General features: G+C 51.1%; 17 protein-coding genes. 6 read left to right on the top strand and 11 right to left on the bottom strand.

Features of this window, described 5'->3' with window-relative positions:
- Nucleotides 1–177: 177 nt before the first annotated feature.
- The 5 genes from KI379_RS15565 to KI379_RS15585 form a co-directional block, all read right to left on the bottom strand.
- Nucleotides 178–828, bottom strand: a complete 651-nt coding sequence (locus tag KI379_RS15565) for a response regulator transcription factor (protein WP_076164392.1) — start codon at nucleotides 826–828, stop codon at nucleotides 178–180.
- Entirely contained in the window at nucleotides 828–3,983 is a 3,156-nt protein-coding gene (locus KI379_RS15570; RefSeq protein ID WP_244879307.1) for an ATP-binding protein, read from the bottom strand. The genes KI379_RS15565 and KI379_RS15570 overlap by 1 nt, the downstream gene beginning before the upstream one ends.
- Nucleotides 3,980–4,609, bottom strand: coding sequence for a hypothetical protein (locus KI379_RS15575; protein ID WP_089547743.1), 630 nt, complete (start codon nucleotides 4,607–4,609; stop codon nucleotides 3,980–3,982). The genes KI379_RS15570 and KI379_RS15575 overlap by 4 nt, the downstream gene beginning before the upstream one ends.
- Nucleotides 4,610–4,797: 188 nt before the next feature.
- A complete protein-coding gene (locus KI379_RS15580) occupies nucleotides 4,798–5,229 on the bottom strand; it encodes an NUDIX hydrolase (protein ID WP_212984131.1) in 432 nt (143 codons plus the stop codon).
- Nucleotides 5,230–5,330: 101 nt separating this feature from the next.
- The gene (locus KI379_RS15585) at nucleotides 5,331–5,858 is read right to left on the bottom strand and encodes a sigma-70 family RNA polymerase sigma factor (RefSeq protein WP_212984753.1); all 528 of its coding nucleotides are present in this window, start codon (nucleotides 5,856–5,858) and stop codon (nucleotides 5,331–5,333) included.
- A 232-nt stretch (nucleotides 5,859–6,090) separates the two neighbouring features.
- Between KI379_RS15585 and KI379_RS15590 the strand changes: the two genes are divergently transcribed.
- Both KI379_RS15590 and KI379_RS15595 read left to right on the top strand, forming a co-directional pair.
- The gene (locus KI379_RS15590; protein WP_212984132.1) at nucleotides 6,091–6,966 is read left to right on the top strand and encodes a TetR/AcrR family transcriptional regulator; all 876 of its coding nucleotides are present in this window, start codon (nucleotides 6,091–6,093) and stop codon (nucleotides 6,964–6,966) included.
- A 122-nt stretch (nucleotides 6,967–7,088) separates the two neighbouring features.
- Entirely contained in the window at nucleotides 7,089–8,114 is a 1,026-nt protein-coding gene (locus KI379_RS15595; protein WP_212984133.1) for a hypothetical protein, read from the top strand.
- A gap of 104 nt (nucleotides 8,115–8,218) precedes the next feature.
- On the opposite strand, the gene KI379_RS15600 is transcribed toward KI379_RS15595, so the two are convergent.
- The 3 genes from KI379_RS15600 to KI379_RS15610 all read right to left on the bottom strand — a co-directional run bounded on the left by KI379_RS15600 (nucleotide 8,219) and on the right by KI379_RS15610 (nucleotide 10,934).
- Nucleotides 8,219–8,761 (bottom strand): HXXEE domain-containing protein, encoded by a 543-nt coding sequence (locus tag KI379_RS15600; RefSeq protein WP_212984134.1) that lies wholly within the window; start codon nucleotides 8,759–8,761, stop codon nucleotides 8,219–8,221.
- Between the two features lie 250 nt (nucleotides 8,762–9,011).
- Nucleotides 9,012–10,406 (bottom strand): protoporphyrinogen oxidase, encoded by a 1,395-nt coding sequence (locus tag KI379_RS15605; protein ID WP_212984135.1) that lies wholly within the window; start codon nucleotides 10,404–10,406, stop codon nucleotides 9,012–9,014.
- Nucleotides 10,407–10,553: 147 nt separating this feature from the next.
- The gene (locus KI379_RS15610; protein ID WP_089547748.1) at nucleotides 10,554–10,934 is read right to left on the bottom strand and encodes a potassium channel family protein; all 381 of its coding nucleotides are present in this window, start codon (nucleotides 10,932–10,934) and stop codon (nucleotides 10,554–10,556) included.
- A 234-nt stretch (nucleotides 10,935–11,168) separates the two neighbouring features.
- On the opposite strand from KI379_RS15610, the gene KI379_RS15615 reads away from it, so the two are divergent.
- Nucleotides 11,169–11,738 carry an LOG family protein gene (locus KI379_RS15615; RefSeq protein ID WP_076164374.1) on the top strand — a complete coding sequence of 190 codons (570 nt, stop codon included), beginning with the start codon at nucleotides 11,169–11,171 and terminating at the stop codon, nucleotides 11,736–11,738.
- A gap of 95 nt (nucleotides 11,739–11,833) precedes the next feature.
- Here KI379_RS15615 and KI379_RS15620 read toward each other — a convergent pair whose 3' ends face one another.
- Nucleotides 11,834–14,233, bottom strand: a complete 2,400-nt coding sequence (locus KI379_RS15620; protein WP_212984136.1) for a YcdB/YcdC domain-containing protein — start codon at nucleotides 14,231–14,233, stop codon at nucleotides 11,834–11,836.
- A gap of 227 nt (nucleotides 14,234–14,460) precedes the next feature.
- Between KI379_RS15620 and KI379_RS15625 the strand changes: the two genes are divergently transcribed.
- On the top strand, nucleotides 14,461–14,661 hold the full coding sequence (locus KI379_RS15625; RefSeq protein WP_089547751.1) for a hypothetical protein: 201 nt from the start codon (nucleotides 14,461–14,463) through the stop codon (nucleotides 14,659–14,661).
- Nucleotides 14,662–14,694: 33 nt separating this feature from the next.
- Here KI379_RS15625 and KI379_RS15630 read toward each other — a convergent pair whose 3' ends face one another.
- On the bottom strand, nucleotides 14,695–15,459 hold the full coding sequence (locus KI379_RS15630; protein WP_076164369.1) for an SDR family oxidoreductase: 765 nt from the start codon (nucleotides 15,457–15,459) through the stop codon (nucleotides 14,695–14,697).
- 145 nt (nucleotides 15,460–15,604) lie between these two features.
- Here KI379_RS15630 and KI379_RS15635 point away from each other — a divergent pair, with 145 nt between their 5' ends.
- Together KI379_RS15635 and KI379_RS15640 are read left to right on the top strand one after the other, a co-directional pair.
- Entirely contained in the window at nucleotides 15,605–16,153 is a 549-nt protein-coding gene (locus KI379_RS15635; protein ID WP_212984137.1) for a TetR/AcrR family transcriptional regulator, read from the top strand.
- Between the two features lie 369 nt (nucleotides 16,154–16,522).
- The gene (locus KI379_RS15640) at nucleotides 16,523–17,704 is read left to right on the top strand and encodes an MGDG synthase family glycosyltransferase (protein WP_212984138.1); all 1,182 of its coding nucleotides are present in this window, start codon (nucleotides 16,523–16,525) and stop codon (nucleotides 17,702–17,704) included.
- A 338-nt stretch (nucleotides 17,705–18,042) separates the two neighbouring features.
- On the opposite strand, the gene mnmH is transcribed toward KI379_RS15640, so the two are convergent.
- Nucleotides 18,043–19,137, bottom strand: a complete 1,095-nt coding sequence (gene mnmH / locus KI379_RS15645) for a tRNA 2-selenouridine(34) synthase MnmH (protein WP_212984139.1) — start codon at nucleotides 19,135–19,137, stop codon at nucleotides 18,043–18,045.
- Nucleotides 19,138–19,146: the final 9 nt, after the last annotated feature.

Genomic DNA, 19,146 nt, shown 5'->3' on the forward strand with positions numbered 1-19,146 from the left:
TCCATCATAACGGGCATTCCTTGCTGTCGATAAGTGACTGAAGTGTACATTTTGTCATATGACCGGGATATGACGAAAGTAACTGTACGGGATCCCGGTTCACCGATATACTTATGGAATAAAAAAACACCGCTTCCTTTGAAGAGGAAACGGTGCTCGTGAGAACTTCATTTTCATTTAGTTTACAGCCTCCAAGGCATGCTTCAGCAGCAGGATGGCCTTGGTCCGGTCATTCGTCCCGATTTTCTCATAGATCACGCTGATGTAGTTTTTCACCGTCCCTTCGGTGATGTACAGCGTATCGGCAATTTCCCGGTTGTTCTTATGTGCCGTAATCAGCTTGGCGATCTCAAGCTCCCTCGGGGTCAGCCCATAATCGATTCCGGGCTGCCTGGGGGCTGCTGCTGTGCGCATACGGGCAGCAAACTTGGCCGCCAGCTTGGAGGGCAGCATCAGTTCGCCCCGAACCGCCTCTTTCAATGAGTGAATCAGTTTGTCGGATGAAAAGTCTTTGAGCAGGTAGCCGGACGCTCCGCTCGCAAGACCCTCAATAATATAATCTTCATTGGTAAACGTCGTTAAAATCAGAACAATCGTCTCCGGGCTCGACTCCTTAATCAGCCGGGTCGCCGTAATCCCGTTCATCACCGGCATTTCGATGTCCATCAGCACGAGCTGCGGCCTCAAGCTCTTAGTAAGCTCATAGGCGGTTTGGCCGTTGTCGGTTGTTGCTACAACCTCTATGTCGGATTCCAGATTAAGTATGGTCTCAAGGCCTTCCCGCACAAGCGTCTGATCTTCTGCGATAAGTATCGTTAATTTTGACATCATTGATCCTCCCTTCTACTTGGCAGGGTGAGCACCAATAGGCAGCCTGCACCTTCATTGGTGCCGATCCGGAAGGTTCCACCCCTTCGGCGAATCGTTTGCCGCATCATGGTCAGACCGAAACCTAGCCGATCCGATGCAAATGGCAAGCCGTTGTTCTCCAGTGTGAACCGGACCGAGCCGTCCTCTTCCACAAGCTCGAACCGAAAATGCGTACACCGGCCATGCCTGATGCCGTTCGTGATTCCTTCCTGCAGCGCATGGCGGATCAGCTTTTCCGCTTCCGGTTCCAAACGGCCATCCGTGATTTCAATGATGTGCTCCAGTGTCACCTCAGCGTATTTTTCCGAATCTTCTATGATCTGCAGCAGGGAATCCTGGAACGAGGATGCGGCCGCTGCTTCCTCGCCCAGCATATGTACCGATTTCCTCATTTCATGGAGCCCTTTGCGAACCAATTCTGATGCTAGATTCAATTTGTCGACCGATTCAGGGGCGCTCATGGATAACATTTTCAGACCGGCTTGAAGCTGAATGATGCTCGCCGTAAGAATATGCCCTACATGATCGTGGATTTCGCCGGCAATCCGGTTACGCTCGGCGAGGACTGAGACTTCGGACATCGCTCTTGCCCGCTCCTCAAGGGAATGCTCCAGCTCAATCGTTCTTGCTTCAACCTCGCGCTCCAGGGTCTGGTTCCAGCGGACCAACTGCAGATGCAATTCCAGCCTGGCCAGCAGCTCCTGTTTGTCCACCGGCTTCACAAGATAATCGTTGCCGCCATGCTCAAAGCCTGCAACGAGGTCGGTCATTTGACTCTTGGCACTTAGGAAAATCACCGGCAGCTCCCCGGAATTGTAATGCCGGCGTATCTCTTGGCCCACCTGAAGCCCCGACACAAACGGCATCATCACATCCAGCAGAGCGATGTCCGGCTTGTAGCCGTTCCTGATCCATTCCACGGCTTCTTGCCCGCTTCCCGTTGACTTAAGCGCATATTTCCCTCCGAGAAATTGCAGCAGCACCTGGACGTTGATCGGGTCGTCATCGACGATAAGCACTGAAGGCAGATTCATCTGGGCTTCCGCGGGTTCCGCGGTAGTCCGGATCATGCTCCAATCCGTATGCCGATCCTGCACCCCGGTGTCCTGTGAAGTGAGCGCCGTCCTCGGCTGAATCCGCGGCGTTTGCGGCATCGCCAGCGGAAGCGTAAAGCTGAACGTTGAGCCCTCGCCCAATTTGGACACCACTTCGATCTCGCCTTCATGCAGTTCAATCAGCTTCTTCGTAATAGACAGCCCAATACCGGTTCCGCCCTGCTGAGGACCGTTCATGGGACGGACCTGCTCAAACGATTCGAAAATGCGGGACAAGTCCGACTCCGCAATGCCGATTCCCGAATCCTTGATCTGAATTTTGGCTTGACCGTGCGACTTGCGTCCCGTGATCGTGACGGTTCCGGATTCCGTATACGCAATGGCATTGCCGATCAAGTTATGCAATATTTGCTGGAGCCTGTTCTCGTCGGCTATTACATAAAGATCGTCCGGCAGCTTATTTTCCATATGGAGTCCCTTGTTTACGGCCAGAGGCTTAAGGACTTGAAGGGTCAGGTCGACGGCAAGGCGCAAATCCACCGTTACTTTGTGCAAAGTAATCTCCTGGTGTTTGAGCTTGGAGAAATCCAGGATGTCGTTCACCAGATGGGCCAGCCTTTGCCCGCTGATTTTCATGAGCCGCAGCAGCTCAATCACGGGCAGAGGAAGCTTGCCGGAGCTTCCGTCGATCAGCGAATCCGCCAGTCCGATAATCCCGTGCAGCGGTGTCCGGAGTTCATGAGATGTTTTGGCCAAAAATTCATCTTTCAGCTTATCCAGCGTTAACAAGCGCTCCGATAAGCTCTCGACCTGGGAGAAAGCACGGGAAAATTTTTTGGATATAAGCAGGGATTGCATAAAAACAAAGCTAAGTACGCCAAATTGCAGCAGTGCCGGGGTATCGAGAATGCCTTTCCGGTTCAGCGTATCATTCAGTGCGGTCACGAAGATCAAACTAAACCCGAGAATGAGCAGCAGAGACCCTTCCTGGCGCTGACGGGCGATCCGGTAAGAAGCATAAATGGCGTACAGTACGAGGCCGATCGAATAAATCTCAAAGGGCAGCAGCGAATAGTCGTAAATCCGTATATCCGTGGTAAGCACAAGCAAAGTCAAGATGAGGGTGAACATTTGGGTAACGCGACGAACGGAACGCGACAAATATTGAGGAAACAAATAATAAATAAATGAGATCAAGAAAAACTCGCCCACGTAAACCGTTAAATAGGAGGCTTTGGCGAACCATTCCCACGAAAAACCGGGAAGGATCTCCAGAATGTATCTCGAACCGACCAGCATCGTTCGAAAGGCGATGCACATGCAGAACAACCCGAAATACAGCGGGGTCACATCTTTTCGCCTGAATCCATACAAGAACAGATGGTAGACTCCCATGACAAGCAGCGCCCCGATGACCAGGCTGTCTTGGACCAGCTCTCCTGACCTTTCCTTCTGAAGCAGCTTGGCATCCCCAAGCTCGAGGGAATTGTTGATTCCTCCCTTGGGATAAGTGAAATTGGACACCTGGATCAGCAGTGTCAAGCTCCCTTCCGGGCTGGGTTCAACCGGTATGACGATGGAGGCACCATACTGTGGAGATGTGTTTTCGGGCGTCGTTCCGGGTTGTCCGGATGAAGCCTCCAGTTCGTCATTCACCCACAAAGCATAAGAAGAATACATATTCCGCAGTTTAATGGCCACATCGTCCGACGGGTCAAGCCCGCGAATCACCATACGATACGTTGCATACCCGTCCGGCGGAAGCGGTGATTCGTTCAGCCTGTGATTCGTCCAGTAGCCGGGGACTTCCACATATCCGCTGACCTCCGGTGACGTTGTGCTCTGCAAATCATCCGGCCAGAGGAGCTGCTTCCAGTAAAATTCCCAAGTCCCGTTCAGTTCGACGGATCCGTCGCTTCTAAAGTCCCATCCGGAGAGCTGCATTTCGCCGTTCTTCACAGTCAGCGAAGACGAAGCGGAGATTACCGCCGGATTCCAGGCTGCAGTGAAGACCAGCACAGCAAATACGGCAGCCCTGATGCGGCGACGCCAACTCATGCACGAAACGAAGAGGCGTCCAAGTAAATTTCGTCGCCGAGTCTGGCGTTTCCAAGCAATGACAAACGATGCTTCGATGTGAAATCTCTAGGTTCGTAACTATTAGGCGCTTTGGTGGAGGACAGCAGTTTGAGCTGGATATACGTTTCAGCTAACAATTTGCTGCAAAAAAAGTCGCGGAATGAAGAAGTTATCCCGAACTTTCCCTCTATAATTTCCCAATACATTCTTTTCTTGTCGGGAAACACTGCACCATGCACCTCTTCAATGAAGCGATCGAGCATCGCCTGCATCTCCGGTGTACGATCAGCTTGAAGCTGCCGGATCGCGAAAATCGAGTCATAATGGTTCCCGACGTCCGTAGACAGGCGATCACGAAGCTTAACGAGCTGGGGACCGGATTTCTTGACATGCAGCCAAGTATCCTCCAGATTATCCAGTGACGTGGATTCCCACAGCAGCGCTTCACCGTCCGGTGCCCGAACCACCATCGCCACGTGCGACCATGGACAATGCTCCAGCTCTTCGATCCGCTGACTGCCTTTGGCGACGCCGTGTGCCAGCAGAATATCCCCCGTTTGCAGCTTAGGTTCAATTTCTTGATAAGTAACCGTTAACAATTTCATCCAGACCCCCTGCCGGTATACGAAATACCTAATTTTTTCCTTTCATGTTTATAGTAAACCCAGCCTGACAAATGTCAATAACTTGATAGAACCGGGTGTTACCATTACTCAAGAAAGCTGCGCAGAGGACGTGAATACGCAGCAAAAAAACCGCCTGCGCAGAGGCGGTTTCGTTGTCTGGATTAAACTCAGGACATTTCCCGGATACGCCGCTCGGCATCACGGATTACGCGTGCCATATTCGCGGTCATCATGTTATCGGCTTGATCGAAACCGATGTATGCATAACCGTCTACCTCCGGCTTCGCTTGACCGCTGTACCGGTCAATAAACGTAGAGGTACAGGCCATTTTCTCTATCGGGGGGAGGGATTCCGATTCCCATAAGAATAGATGAAGGTTTTTGGCTCGGTTATACGGGAACACGCCTAAATCCTTGATTTGATCCGGTTGAATGTTAAGGCCGCTTTCTTCCCGGACTTCCCGGCATGCGGTCTGCTCCGGTGTCTCTCCCTCCTCTGGCATACCTTTTGGCAGATCGTAAAACGTATTGCCCGTGGAATGGCAGGCGAGGAATACGGTACGGTTCGTGATGATGACTCCGACGGATGTTGCAGGCATATCAACATGTTCCTTTCCTGGCGTGGATCATTTATTTTATCTATACGATGCTCCTGTATAAGTATCTATTCTTACCGTTTCTGAGTGATTATTATCGTTTTTCAAATCCCCGCAAAGTTCATTCGCATTGAGTTCATCCAATCCGCAAGTACGCCCCTTGCCCGATGCAGCCTTGCCCTGACGGCGCCTTCCGAAATTTCAAGGATTTCCGCGATTTGCTTGACCGACAGGTCCTGATAATAAAACAAATGCACAACCAATCTTAGCGTATCGTTTAACCGGTCAACCGCCTCCTGCAGGTCGCTCGTTTGATGATCTGCGCCATGAGCGATTGGGTAGTTCGTTTCGGGCAGCTCACCCATCACAATGGTTCTTTTTCGGAGCCGCAGCACTTGATTGCATTCGTTGATCAAAATCCGAATGATCCAAGTATTGAAAAATTCGGGCTTCTTCAACGTATTTAACGACTTATATGCCTTAAGCAGCGTTTCCTGGATTGCATCCGCACAATCCTCATCACGCTTCACAATAGACTTGGCCAAGCCGTACAGCCGTGATTCCAGTTGGCGTATAAGCTTGACAAAAGTATCGAGATCGCCCTCTTGAGCTTTTTTGACTTCCTCTACCATTTCCAGCAAGTTGTTTTCTCTCCTTTTCAAGCACCATCATTAAGATGGATCGGCCATATAAAGCGTGACTTGGATTTGACACAAATGTTGTAGGCCGATAAGATAATTGTAATGTGACTTATTAGTTTTTACAAGAACTTGATGGTCATTCCCGTAACCGGACATCGCGTTCGGAAACATATCTGAGCTAGACATGAGTAAGGATTGAGCGCCAACGAAGGAGGCGGCACGAATGAGTGTGCTGAAGGAGAAAATTTTGGAGTCGGCAATCCGGCTTTTTGCGGAAAAAGGTTACCAGGCGACTTCAATACAGGATATCGCCGACGATTGCAGCATCGCCAAAGGCTCGCTGTACAAGCATTTCAGTTCGAAAGAGGAACTGTACATCAGCATATTGGAGAAGCGCCAGCAGGACATGATCGATGCGGTCGATCATATCCGGAAAATGCAGCTGCCGACGAAAGAAACCTACCTGGAGGAGCTTGCCTATCAGTTCGATTTTTATGTGGAGCACGGGTACTATATTTCGCGTGACCATAACGAGCTGCCTCCGGTTAATAACGATAAAATCGAAAGCGTTCTGAACGGAATGAGAAGGAGCATGTTCCTGTACTATCAAGATATTCTGCTCCGCCGGTACGGGCCTGGCATCGAGGAGTGGAAGTGTGATGCCACTGCAATGCTGAGCGGTCTAATTCGAGAGTATACCTTTCACCTGTTGTTCGGTTATTTGCCAATCGACAAAAAAAGGTTAGCTGTGTTCATCGCTGAGCGGATGGACGATCTGATGGAGGGGTTGGCAAAACGGCCGGTTCCCTCCCTGCTTACCGACGAGCTCATGACGGAATATTCCCAAATCGATCTCAAGGGCCTGTTTGCATCCCGCGAAGGGAGAAAAGATGCGCTGATCCAAAAAATAGCATCGATCATTCCGGATATCGCCGTACCGAACCAGCGAAAGAATGAACTGGCGGAGGTCGCCGCCATGCTTCGGGAAGAATCCGCGAAGGACCAGCCGAGACGTTTTCTTCAGCTTGCGCTCCTTCGCGATTTAGAATCGGAAAGCGAGCTTTCCTTTTATGCGAAGCAGCTTCTTCCCTTGATTTAAGCTATAAATTCAATAAATATTTATAAAAAAATCCATATCTTGAAACATTTTCATATTTCACGACGTCTAGTGCATGAATACCTAAACCATTTGGATACAAGACACAGGAGGGAAAACAACAAATGAAAAAATGGAGTTCTATCACCTTATCGGCCGCCGCCCTTTCGCTGCTGCTGTCTGCTGCCCCGATCTATGCGGCACCCCCATCCATGCCTGCTGAAGCGCAAATCGAAGCATCTTCCATAAGCTTGGATCCTGCAGTTGAAGCTCAATTGACAAAAGCTCTGAACAAACTCTCAGGCAGCACCAAGATCGAATTTACGAGCGTGGATAAGGATGCAAACGGCCAGCCCCTGTTTGTTTACGGAAAACTCAGCGGTCAAGTCGATGCCGAGTTTAACCAGCAGTATAATCCGGCAAAGAAACGGGTGGAATCGACCAGCATCATCTATAGATCTTCGAATACTAATGCGGTTATCGGCGCAGCCCTCGCCAATAAAACGGCTGCCTTCTTGAAAACCTATGACACGGATCACAAGTTCAAAACAGAAGCCATCTGGCGAGTTTACTCCCCTTACCAGGATAATGCTCCCCGAAATTATTGGGTTCTGTGGGGGAACAACCAGAGTCTGTACATCGATCTGGATCAAGGGAACCAAATATCGGCCAGCATGACATATTCATTAGCCTCCGTCAAAGCACAGCTTGCCAATAAAGCGAATCAGTCCCTGAAGACGTTGGGCATCAGCCTCACCAAACCGTTCGAATATGTGCTGCGCGAAAAAACCGGGGACAAGAAATTTGTCTGGAACTTCCGGGACGATGAGGATAACAATCACGTCGTTATCGGGGCAAAAACCGGTAAGGTCTGGGAGATCCAAAATTTACTCGGCCAGGATTGGACGAACGACCAGGACTTCGCCAAATCCTTTGCCAAGCCCGTTCTCAGCAAAAACCAGGCCCTTTCCGCGATCAAGCCCAAAGCCAAAGCTGTGTTCGGGATTCAAATGAAAGGGTACTCGGTGCAGATCAAGAAGAACGAATACATCTTTACAAAGAAAGGCGCAGCCACCATTACCGGAAAGATTAATAAAAAAGGAAAGTTTTATTTCCTCCAGATGACACCGGTGAACGGGATTCGAAACTGATCTCCGGCAGGAGCCTTAGGGCTCCTTTTTTGCTGCCAGAGAACGGATGAGCCAGAACGGAACATGCTCAGGTCAAAATACCCTAACAGAGTCGTCTATCCCCCTTACCTGTTCGGCGCAATCCGCCGCGCACACTGATGACCGATCCGCACGACAGGCAGCACGGTAGCAGCACCAACGGGGATGCTCCAGGCGAGGACTGAGCCATATACCAAGCCTGCATCCAGCAAGCGGTAAAATAAGTACATTGAATACGGCAGTGTAACCAGCACCGCGGTCACCACACCAGGCGTATATCTCCGAAGGTATATGCTCTGCCCCACATGCGTAAATACATGGATAAGCATGATCGTATTAAACCCTGTAAACAAAAGCATCCAACGATGCTCGGCGGCCAAGTATGTAAAAGGGATAAACAAGATAAACTCGAAAAATACGGCTACGGCAAACTGGGAACCGGTGATATTGGAAAAATCTTTGAGGATCCGGCCCGCGCGGTCAGGGACGATCCGGCTGACCTGATCATAATTTCGCCTCATCCAGCCTTCCACCGTAATGATTTCTTCAAAATCGTGAATCATAAATGCAGCAAGAAACAACCAAATGAGCGAATTGATGCTCACTGCTTCGTCGATAGCTTCTAACATAACAAGCTTCTCCCCCGTTTCTGCCAAAGTCTCGCTAAATATATTATCGGGCTAGGCGGGAAAATGCTCAAGCAGCGTATCGTTTTCCAAGCCTCCGATGTGAAGAGTAATGTTAAAGCTGAATTCTATTCATTTTGGCAGGGAAAATGGAATTGGATGCATGTTATCGTTAAAACAGCCGCCCTTTCGGGCGGCTGTTCCCGCATATTCGCTCTATTCGCTTGTATTCGCTTTTTGATCGTTTTTAAGCCTACAGTTGTGCAGCGATTTTATATGCCGTTTGCTCGCCGTTAGCGATACAATCAGGAATGCCGACGCCATAATAGGAACATCCGGCCAGATAGATGTTCGGGAACCGCTCGGCCATTTTCTGTTCAAGCTCCTTGACGATGCTGTGGTGCTTGATATGATAATTCGGCATCACATTATGCCACTTCGTGACCTCGTGGGTGACCGGCTCGCCGGTAATCCCCAGGCTCTTACGGATATCTTCCAGCGCAACGTTCAGCAGCTCTCCCTCGCTTAGCTGAACCAGTTCATCGTAGCGTGGATTGCTGCTTTTGTAAAAGAGTCTGACGAGCAGCTTACGTTCACGGGAGGTATGCTCCCATTTCCGGCTTGTCCATGTGCAGGCATTGCAAGTAATGTCGCTGCCATCGGCCGTAATAAAGCCCGTTCCGTCTGCAGGCAGCTCGGCATCCGGAAGATCGAAACCGACGTAAACGCTGATCATGGAGCTGTTCTTCAGCTGGTTGAACTCCTGGTCCAATACCGGATCCGCGAGCAGCTGCTGCGCCGCATAGTGCATCGTGCCGAGCACCACATAGTCAGCATCAATCACGCGGCCGTCTGCCAGCGTCACTGCATAACGGCTTCCATCCTTGGCGACGGATTCGGCCCGTACCCCCTTCACGATCTCCGTTCCGGTCAGCTGCTGCTCTAAGGCATCAATCAACGCTGAAACACCGTTGTGGAAGGACATGAACTTTTTTTGCCCGCCGCTTTGAAATTTTGCGCGATTTTCGGACAGCCCTTTGATCAGGCTTCCGTATTCGTTTTTATAATCGATCAAGTAAGGCAGCGTTGATGCGATCGTCAAATCGCTCAGTTTGCCTGAATAAACGCCTGACAAGACGGGCGCGATCTGTTTCTCCACGAACTCCTTTCCAAGAAAGGCTTCCAGAAACGCACCGACCGAATCATTTTTTGTGAAATGCTCATTGGGGGTATAGAGGTCTTTCAGGGCTTCCACCTTGCCCTCCGCGGATACCAGCTCGGTTGTGGCAAGCGATTCGATGCTGGTCGGAATCCCAAAGACGGCATCCTTCGGTATCTGCTTCAACCTGCCGTCCGTATAGATGTAGGAAATTCCCGTCGCATTATAGACGACCTGATCCGCCAGGTTCAGTTCCTGAATCAGCGGAGCCACATTCGTTTTCCGGGTCACGATCGAATCGGCGCCGGATTCCATCGTAAAACCGCCGTCGTATACGGTCCGCATTTTTCCGCCCAGCGTCTGTTCCGCTTCAACGAGAATGATGTTCGCCGGCTCCGTCTGCCCGCTGTATTGATTTAAGGTCCGGCGCAAATAATACGCGGCCGACAACCCCGTAATCCCCCCGCCGATAATGACGACTGTTTTCAAGACGCTTCACTCCTGCTTCCAAGATGACTGCATGTTCAACCTTCCCGTAAATTATAACATAGTGCTTCGTACCCGGACTTACCCATTCGTGACGTTAATCGTACAAAAAAACCGCGGAATCCCGCGGAGATTTTCGCCTGCTTCATATTATTTATGCTTGGCCTTCTTCTTAAAACGGTCACGTTCCGTATCAATATCGCCGTCCTTTTGATTGCTCTGAACGACCCCGTAAGCAACATAACTGAGCAGCCCCATAAAGGTGCCGGTGCCTACCACGATATAAATCATCGTAAAAATTTTGCCGAGTCCCGTCTTGGGCATGAAGTCCGGATGACCTACCGTACTCAGCGTCGTGATACAGAAATACAGTGCGTCTATGATGGCTAAGTTTTCTTCCGTAGTATAAAAAATCGTGCCAGAAACAAGCAACAGAACAATCAAGACAAAGAAAACCTGGAAATTTTTCAGTTTAAAGGCATGAAACAGTCCGGTCAGCAGCCGTTTCAAGGTCAAGACAAAGGATATCATGGTTGTTCCGCCTTGTCATAGATATTGGTAAATGAGTCCGCGTTCGGGTGGTGATTCTCCCTTAATATTCCCCTTTTTCCATCCAATAAACCGTGACTTGAGCACGCACTTTAGGGTAGCGTTTTTTACTTTGGCTTAACCTAACGGAGGAGATTTTCGTGACCATGGGTCCGGAAAATCATTTATAATGAAAAAGACCTAAACAGAGAAGGCTCGTAGGAAGGGAGTTATGTTATGAAACATTTAGCTGTGTATTGCGGATCAAGTTACGGTGCGTCGCCGGCGTATCGGGAAGCGGCAGTCGAGCTGGGCAAAGAAATGGTCCGGCGCGGGTTAACCCTGGTTTATGGGGGATCCAGCGTAGGGATCATGGGCGTACTGGCCGATACGGTCATTGCCGAAGGCGGACAGACCATCGGCGTCATTCCACAGGTGCTGGTAGACCGGGAAATTTCGCATCAAGGGTTGACCGAGCTTCACGTGGTCGGCACGATGCATGACCGGAAGTTTAAAATGGCGGAGCTCGCCGACGCATTCCTCGTGCTTCCGGGTGGACCGGGCACGATGGAGGAGTTTTTCGAGGCGTTCACGTGGGCCCAGATCGGCATTCACCGCAAGCCCATTGGCATGCTGAACGTGAATCGTTATTACGATCCGATGATCTCCCTGTTCGAGCATATGGTACGGGAACAGTTTATGCAGCCGCAGTACCAATCCATGGCCATCATTGAGCCAAATGTGTCAGTATTGCTGGACATGATGAGTAAATATGAAGCCCCCGCCGTTAAAAGTTACGGCAAATAAGCCTTAACATACAGACAGCCGCAGTCCGGAGACTGCGGCTGTTGTTCAAGTGGCAACCCGGGTAATGGCGCCCCAGGCTCGATCACTTAAATTGACTAGTATCTTTGGTTAAGCGGGGTATCCACTTTGCTTTGGAGATGTGCCAAGCGGACCATAATCGTCGCCGCTTCAGCCTTGGTGACCGGCTTCGCCGGGTCGAATTTGCCCCCCGCGGCGTCCATCAGTCCGAGCTTCAGCATAAGCGCAACGGCGCCTTTGTCCTGGATCGCATTCGCGTCCGATAGGGACAACGCCTGTGCATCCTGCTGGAAGAACTTGGACAGGCGGTTGTAATGCAGAGCCGTGGTCAGGCTGGTGGCCACCGCTTCACGGGTCAGTTTCTGCTCCGGATGCAGCTCCGACGATTTCACGTCTTTCAGCCAGCCTTTATCCATGAACAGCTGTACCGCTCCCGCGATCGGACTGTCGGCTGGAACGTCGGTGAAGACTGGTTGATACTGGCCCCCATAATAGCCTTGATCCGGGTAAACCCCTTTCGCCATCATTTGGATCCAGTCCCCCAAAGTCAGCTCCGCGTCGGGATGGAGCAAGCCATCTTCACCAGGCGACAATACGCGGTATTCGAGCAGCGTCGCCAAATCCTTGCTTGCCGCGTGGTTTGCCGCATCGCTCGGAAGCGCAGCGCTCTTGTCCTTGTTCGAAATGGGCAGCAGACTTGATGCTTCGGTTTTCCCTGTAATCCCATCGATATATCCTACGTTCCGGTCTCCGTTCAGCGTTGGAACATACGCCAATCGAACAGTCGGTTCCACGTACGTGTTATCCACTGTGTAACCGCCGCTGCTGATGTACCGCAGCTCCACGCTGAGATCGTCCAGCAGGCGCTGCTGTGCGTTTTTCGCATCAACTTTTGCTGTCAGGGTATCTAACGCTTTGATATCCTTATCCGACAGGTAGGTATCCGCATTGTAGCTTAGCAGCTTGCCGCTGCCGTCAATGGAGACGCTCACCGTCATTCCGTTAACAGGCAAGTCCTTGTAGAAACGCTGGAACACAAATTGATAAACCGTCTTTGTTGCCGTATTCACCGATTTGGCGTCTGACAGTTTCAGAGCTTCGGCGGCATTCGGATAATGGGCCAGCACCAGTTCAATGGCTTTGGCTTGTGCCTGGGCTTCCGTCACGGACGGAGCGGTGGCTTTGGCCGGTTCGGCATCCGGATACTGGAACTCATGGTAGCTCAGCAACTGCCCTGTGTCGGCGTCCACGTACGCGTACTTGCTGTCATCGCGGTTTAATCCGGCAGTTCTTTTGTTCCAGTTCAAGCTCCAGACTTGCTTACCGGTGCCGCCCCAATAATTGCTGAGATTGGATTGGATCTGGTAATCCGGGCCCGGGGCAATGCCTTGAAGCCGCTGCAGCACTTCGTCCGAGGTAAGCTGCCCGCCTTTGTTCGGGGTGAACAATTTACCGGAAGCCTTTAATGCGGTATAGCTAACCGCTTGGCTTGGGCCTTCCAAATCCTTGCCAAAAATGGTATCGATCCGCTTCCCGGAATTGGCATCCATCGGCTCCAATGTCCGGTCTGGAACATAACCGATCTTCCATTCCCGGTTGGCGGACGTATCGTACAGCGAGGTGGACGGTATGTATGCCAGCGTTACGGACAAGCCCTGCTCAAGTCTCTTCTCCGCATCTTCCTTGCTGATGGTGGCTTTGGCCGCTGGATAATCCCCCTGGTAAGTAATGCGGTTAAAGCGGACGATATTTCCGTTGCCGTCCACATCCAGGCTCACAGACTCATTGTCGGCAGGAATCCCATTGACGTCAATCGTGTATGAAAATGAATACTGAACCGGTCCGAACAACGCCTTGTTGGATGAATAGAGGTTCTGGTTTGACGGTTTCATCGTACCTGCTTTAATGGAAGGAGCCGCTTTGGGTATAAACGCCTCGGCGATTTTCTGAGCTTCCTGCTCGGAAACCGCCGGCGGGTAATAGGCTGTGTTGGAATCGTCTAACGGGTACATATATGGATAACTATAACTGAGAATATCTCCTGTAATCGCATCCACTTCGGTACTGAAGCCCATCGAGTGGTTCCCCTGTTGAATCGTCCAATTCTGCTCCCATACCTTCTTCGTGTTGGATGGGTACACGTTCTGCTCACCATAGGTTACTCCGTTCAGCTTTGCATCCTTCAATTCAGGAAACAAAGACCTAATACGCGATTCCGCTTGGGCTTTCGTAATTTTGGCGTCTGCCGGATTGAGTCCCTTCGAGGCTGCGGAGCCGCTGTCCTGGGACGCTGAAACTACCGAATCCTTCGCAACGGAAGTTCCGCTGGCTGTATCCGCTGATGCCAACAAAGGCACCTGCAGCAGACTGAGTCCAAGTGTGCCTGCAAGCACCTTTTTGGCTACAGATGTGTTTCTTAAGCTCCTCTCCTTTGCCTGATTTTTTGGCATGCCCGCGGCATGTTGTTGTTCGTCCATCCTTCTTCCTCCCTATTATACCAATATAAACCATTTTGATTATAACATGGGACGTTAGAGAATTGGCTTCCAATTTGGATTTTTCAGGAAAATTTTGTGCCGCAGCATCTTGTGCTAAGCAGAAAGACCGTTTATGCTATAATCAGTTAAACGCCGGAAGCTTAGATTTACCGTGAAGTTAGACACCGGTTTCCAGGCGAACATGAAAACGATGGAGGAATCTACAGATGAAAAGAATGAAGACGATCGATTCCGGGAAGCCGCAAAAGGTTTCCAGCGATCCGGTTCTCGGGGGGCGTAAATCCTGGAGCCGCAAACCGGTGACACAGGTAGTCAGCAATAAGAAAGCAGAACAGCGCCGATCGTGGTGCCGAAAAGGCACGGACGACGGCGCTTTTTTAATGGGAAATCAGAGAATATACATTTAGCGTATGAATCGAACCATCCGGGACGAAGCGGGATTAATAAGCCGTCCAGCCGGCGTCCGCTGTAATGACCGTACCGTTTACAAAGCTGGAATCGTCCGAGGCGAGGAACAAAGCGACCTTTGCGATTTCATCCGGCTTGCCGGTTCTTGGATTCACGCCCATGCCTGCCATCGCTTGCTGCACACCAAGCGCGTTCATATCCATACTAGGCGTATCGGACATAATGTTGGTCTCCACACCGCCCGGAGCGATCGCGTTGCAGCGAATGCCGAGCTTCGCGTACTGGTAGCCGACATTTTTGGTCAATCCAATCACGGCATGCTTGGACGCCGTATAAGCTGCCCCTGCCCGGGATCCAAACAATCCGCCGACAGATGCCGTATTGACGATGACGCCTTTTCCCTGCTTGACCATAATTGGAAGCGCTTTGCGGATCGCCCGCATCGGGCCTGTCGTATTTACGGCGAAGACACGCTCCCAAAGTTCGTCGGTCACTTCGGCCGCTGCCACCATTTTATCCATAATTCCCGCATTGTTGACCAGCACGTCCAGCGATCCGTACTGATTCACTGCGGTATCGATCATGTTCTGCACGTCTTCTTCCTTGGCAACATTCGCGATGACCCCAACTGCGGTACCGCCCTGCTGCTGAATTTCCGCAACGACTTGGTCAAGAGAGGCCTGGGAGATATCAGCGAGAACCAGTTTGGCGCCTTCCTTAGCGAATAAAAGAGCCATTTCCTTTCCCATTCCTGATCCGGCACCTGTAATAACCGTTACTTTGTCTTGTAGCTTCATGACCAACCTACCTCCATCCTTTGAATTAGACAACACATTGTCTATAATCATTATAGCGCCCGTCCAATTTAGCGATCAAACGTCAATCTGGCCGAAAATGTCTATTTTACAGCGTTTTCAATATCATCTGGAGGATATTAGACATATGAACAAACGAGTCACCTACACCCAGCACTATCTATCCGAGGCTTTAATCAGCCTTATGGCGGAAAAGGACTACGCTTCAATCACCATCCGTAACATTGTGGAAAAAGCGGGCGTGAACCGTTCGACCTTCTATCTTCATTATTACGACAAGGATGACCTGCTGAACCAAACCGCATCCGGCATTCTTACGGCGCTTCGCAGCGCGATGCGCAATCCTTCCTATACCCATGAGTCGGCCAGGAAGGATTATGAGGAATCCGGTAAACCGATTTCTTCAGCCGTTGCCTTGTTTGAGCATATCCGTCAGCATGCGGCATTCTACACCATCATGATGAATGTTAAGGATTTCCCTGTCCAGCTGGACCAGGTGATCAAGAGCGAATTGCTCGCTTTCACGACAGACGCGCTCCAGGCTTCCTTCTCCTCCGGCGGGATGATGGGGCTCATTTACTATTGGCTGAACCATCAAATGCAAGAGACAGCTGAGGAGATGGCCCTATGGCTTACGCGCGCCGCGCTGTATCCGCTGTATCGGCCGGAGGCGTAACCCGCAGGACCGACCTTTATCCCCTTCTGCACCCTTCTCAATGAATGCTAGCCAAACTTGATCACGAACCTATGAATCCAGTTTCTATAATCCATTTGCAGGGCTGCCGTGGCTCTCAAGCGTCTAATGAATATGATGTCACTGGTCAACGGCAGTGAAGTGGATCGTGAGCAGCGCCCCCCCGACTTAAGTCCAGTTTGAGACTGGTCCACGGGCCGTTTTGTTTGAACGCATGAAAGCATACACTGTTACTATAGCAGGTTCAATTACATAAGCTTACCCACTTATAACATAAGCAAACTTTTTTATAGAAACGAGGCTCGCTCTCTAGCGAAGCCCAAAATTAATCTAGGTAGAAGGTGAACAATCGTGCAAAAGAAGCGTGTACTCATATTATCCGAGGGATTCGGCAGCGGTCATACCCAGGCGGGTTATGCGCTGGCTGCTGGCATGAAGGAAATTCAACCCAATGTGCATACGAAGGTAATCGAGCTTGGCTCTTTTCTGAATCCTACCGTAGCTCCATGGATCTTGTCGGCCTACCGTCTCACGGTAAGCACCAACCCGGCCCTTGTCGGCATGCTTTATCGAAAACAGCATGACAAACCGCTGAAGCGTCTGACCGCTTTGGCGCTCCATAAATTGTTCTACAATCATACGGCTGATGTGATCCGTCAGCTGAGACCCGACCTCATCGTCTGCACCCATCCGATCCCCAGTGCAATCATCGGACGGCTGAAGGCTTCCGGACTGGACGTTCCGCTCTGCACGGTCATTACCGATTACGACGCACACGGCTCCTGGATGAACCGTCAGGTGGACCAGTTTCTCGTATCGACGGAATCCGTCCGCCGGATTTTGTTGAAACGCGGGGTTCATCCAAACAGCGTGAACGTAACCGGCATCCCGGTCCATCCAACGTTTTGGACGAAGGAAGATAAAGCGGTTGTAAGGCGGAAGCTGAAGCTGAAAAACATGCCGACGGTCTTCATTATGGGCGGAGGCTGGGGATTGGTCGCAAACAAGGAGCTGTTCTACCAGCTCGCCCAGTGGAAGGACCGCGTACAGCTCGTGTTCTGTGTCGGGAATAACCAGAAGCTGCTAACCAAATTAAAGAGCTCGCCTGCATTCTCGCATCCGAATATCGTAGTGATCGGGCAGACGAAGGAAGTCAGCAAATGGATGGATGCCTCCGACCTGCTCATTACAAAGCCGGGTGGGATGACCTGCACCGAAGCGATGGCCAAAGGGCTGCCCATGCTGTTCTGTGAGTCCATTCCGGGCCAAGAGGAGAAAAACTGCGAATATTTTGTCAGCGGCGGCTACGGGGAAGTCCTGAGCCCGCTTGTCCTGGACCGGTGGCTGCATGCCATCAGCTCCGGCGGTACCGCTGCCGCACCTCACGGCTTCCGCATGAGCCCGTACCATTCCGCTCCACGCGAGGTTTACCGGCCGGAACGGTGCGCGGAGGAGCTCGTAGAACTGCTGAACGCACGCACGGCCGGCGCAAGACCGGCGGAGCTGCGACGCAGTCTCTGGGCCAGCATGTAATGCAGTTCCGTGCTTACGATCATAAGAAAAACGTCTATCGACGTACCTTCAAAGAAGACAGACCGCGTTTAGCTGAAGTTTTTCTTGCGAGATCAGGAAGCAGAAGCTCCGAAACTTATACTTTTCCGATCTCTTAAAAAAACATCTATCGACGTACCTTCAAAGAAGACAGACCGCGTCTAGAGGAAGTTTTTCTTGCGAGATCAGGAAGCAGAAGCTCCGAAACTTATCCTTTCTGATCTCTTAAACAAAGAAGGAATGCGCTCATCAGCGCACTCCTTCTTTTTGCATTATACGTGGTGAACCAGTCCCCTGTGGCCCATCCCATTCCTAACATTTTATACGGATTGATGCTTTTTCACTTGTACATCTTCCGCCGCTGCCTGGACATGCTCTTGGTCACTCTGAATCCGTTCCTCGACCAGCTGTACCGCCTGCTCAACCGACCCGATGGCAAGTACCGGTTCCTGATGGAAAGCTTCGCCGTAAGCTTCGGTAGTATGCGCATATCTCGGATCGTAATAGTATTCCAGCAGCAGTCTCACAGCTGCCCCATAATTTCCTTGCTGCATGCTAAATTCGATTTCCTGGGCGATCGGCGTATGAATCCGCGACTTGATCTTTGAGAAAGCAAGCAGGCTTTCCGCAGGATACTCCCACGGGCGGTAATCGTCCAAAATGTGCTTCACCCGCAGCTCAACCGGCGCTTCGAGCACGATATGCCGCCCCAGCTCTTTCTTCTGGACCAGAAATTCAGGCAGGACCACCTTTCCGATCCGCTTGCTCTCCGCCTCAAGCAGAATGTACGGAGAATCCTGATATCGGACCAGGGACTCCACCAGCAGGGCATCGAAGGTCTTCTGGTTGCTGCTCTTCAGGCCAATCTCGCCGAAAATGGATCCACGGTGCCCCGCCATCCCTTCAAGATCAACGACCGGGTAGCCCTTCTCCTGCAGTTCCCGGAGAATCAAGGTTTTCCCCGTTCCGGTGTTGCCATGGATCACATACACGTCCGGAGCAAAGTCCATGCTCTGAAGCGTGTCGACCACCCATTTCCGGTAAGTCCGGTAGCCGCCCTCAAGCCGGTGCACATGAATGCCCATCAGGGACAGCACCGTTGCCGTCGTACGGCTCCGCATGCCGCCGCGCCAGCAGAATACCGCCTTATTCCCTTGAATTTCAGCAAATTGCTTTACGAAGGAAGGCAGCTTTGCGGACACAATCTCGAGGCCCCGCTCCTTTGCAGCCTGGGTGCTCACCTGCTTGTACAGCGTGCCGATCTCCGCCCGCTCTTCATCATTGAAGAAAGGGATGTTGATGCTTCCCGGAATCGTTGATTCCGCATACTCGGACGGGGACCGGACATCGATGATGGTGATTTCATTTTTCGCTCTCAGTTCATTAAGCTTCTCGATCTGTATATCCTGAAACATGATACAGCT

Source organism: Paenibacillus cineris (assembly GCF_018333335.1).
GTDB lineage: Bacteria > Bacillota > Bacilli > Paenibacillales > Paenibacillaceae > Paenibacillus_AQ > Paenibacillus_AQ favisporus.

What these genes read in the sequence shown, in the direction of transcription:
- KI379_RS15565 (WP_076164392.1), bottom strand. Translation starts at nt 828, where the DNA reads ATGTCAAAATTAACGATACTTATCGCAGAAGATCAGACGCTTGTGCGG.
- KI379_RS15570 (WP_244879307.1), bottom strand. Translation starts at nt 3,983, where the DNA reads ATGAGTTGGCGTCGCCGCATCAGGGCTGCCGTATTTGCTGTGCTGGTC.
- KI379_RS15575 (WP_089547743.1), bottom strand. Translation starts at nt 4,609, where the DNA reads ATGAAATTGTTAACGGTTACTTATCAAGAAATTGAACCTAAGCTGCAA.
- KI379_RS15580 (WP_212984131.1), bottom strand. Translation starts at nt 5,229, where the DNA reads ATGCCTGCAACATCCGTCGGAGTCATCATCACGAACCGTACCGTATTC.
- KI379_RS15585 (WP_212984753.1), bottom strand. Translation starts at nt 5,858, where the DNA reads ATGGTAGAGGAAGTCAAAAAAGCTCAAGAGGGCGATCTCGATACTTTT.
- KI379_RS15590 (WP_212984132.1), top strand. Translation starts at nt 6,091, where the DNA reads ATGAGTGTGCTGAAGGAGAAAATTTTGGAGTCGGCAATCCGGCTTTTT.
- KI379_RS15595 (WP_212984133.1), top strand. Translation starts at nt 7,089, where the DNA reads ATGAAAAAATGGAGTTCTATCACCTTATCGGCCGCCGCCCTTTCGCTG.
- KI379_RS15600 (WP_212984134.1), bottom strand. Translation starts at nt 8,761, where the DNA reads ATGTTAGAAGCTATCGACGAAGCAGTGAGCATCAATTCGCTCATTTGG.
- KI379_RS15610 (WP_089547748.1), bottom strand. Translation starts at nt 10,934, where the DNA reads ATGATATCCTTTGTCTTGACCTTGAAACGGCTGCTGACCGGACTGTTT.
- KI379_RS15615 (WP_076164374.1), top strand. Translation starts at nt 11,169, where the DNA reads ATGAAACATTTAGCTGTGTATTGCGGATCAAGTTACGGTGCGTCGCCG.
- KI379_RS15620 (WP_212984136.1), bottom strand. Translation starts at nt 14,233, where the DNA reads ATGGACGAACAACAACATGCCGCGGGCATGCCAAAAAATCAGGCAAAG.
- KI379_RS15625 (WP_089547751.1), top strand. Translation starts at nt 14,461, where the DNA reads ATGAAAAGAATGAAGACGATCGATTCCGGGAAGCCGCAAAAGGTTTCC.
- KI379_RS15630 (WP_076164369.1), bottom strand. Translation starts at nt 15,459, where the DNA reads ATGAAGCTACAAGACAAAGTAACGGTTATTACAGGTGCCGGATCAGGA.
- KI379_RS15635 (WP_212984137.1), top strand. Translation starts at nt 15,605, where the DNA reads ATGAACAAACGAGTCACCTACACCCAGCACTATCTATCCGAGGCTTTA.
- mnmH (WP_212984139.1), bottom strand. Translation starts at nt 19,137, where the DNA reads ATGTTTCAGGATATACAGATCGAGAAGCTTAATGAACTGAGAGCGAAA.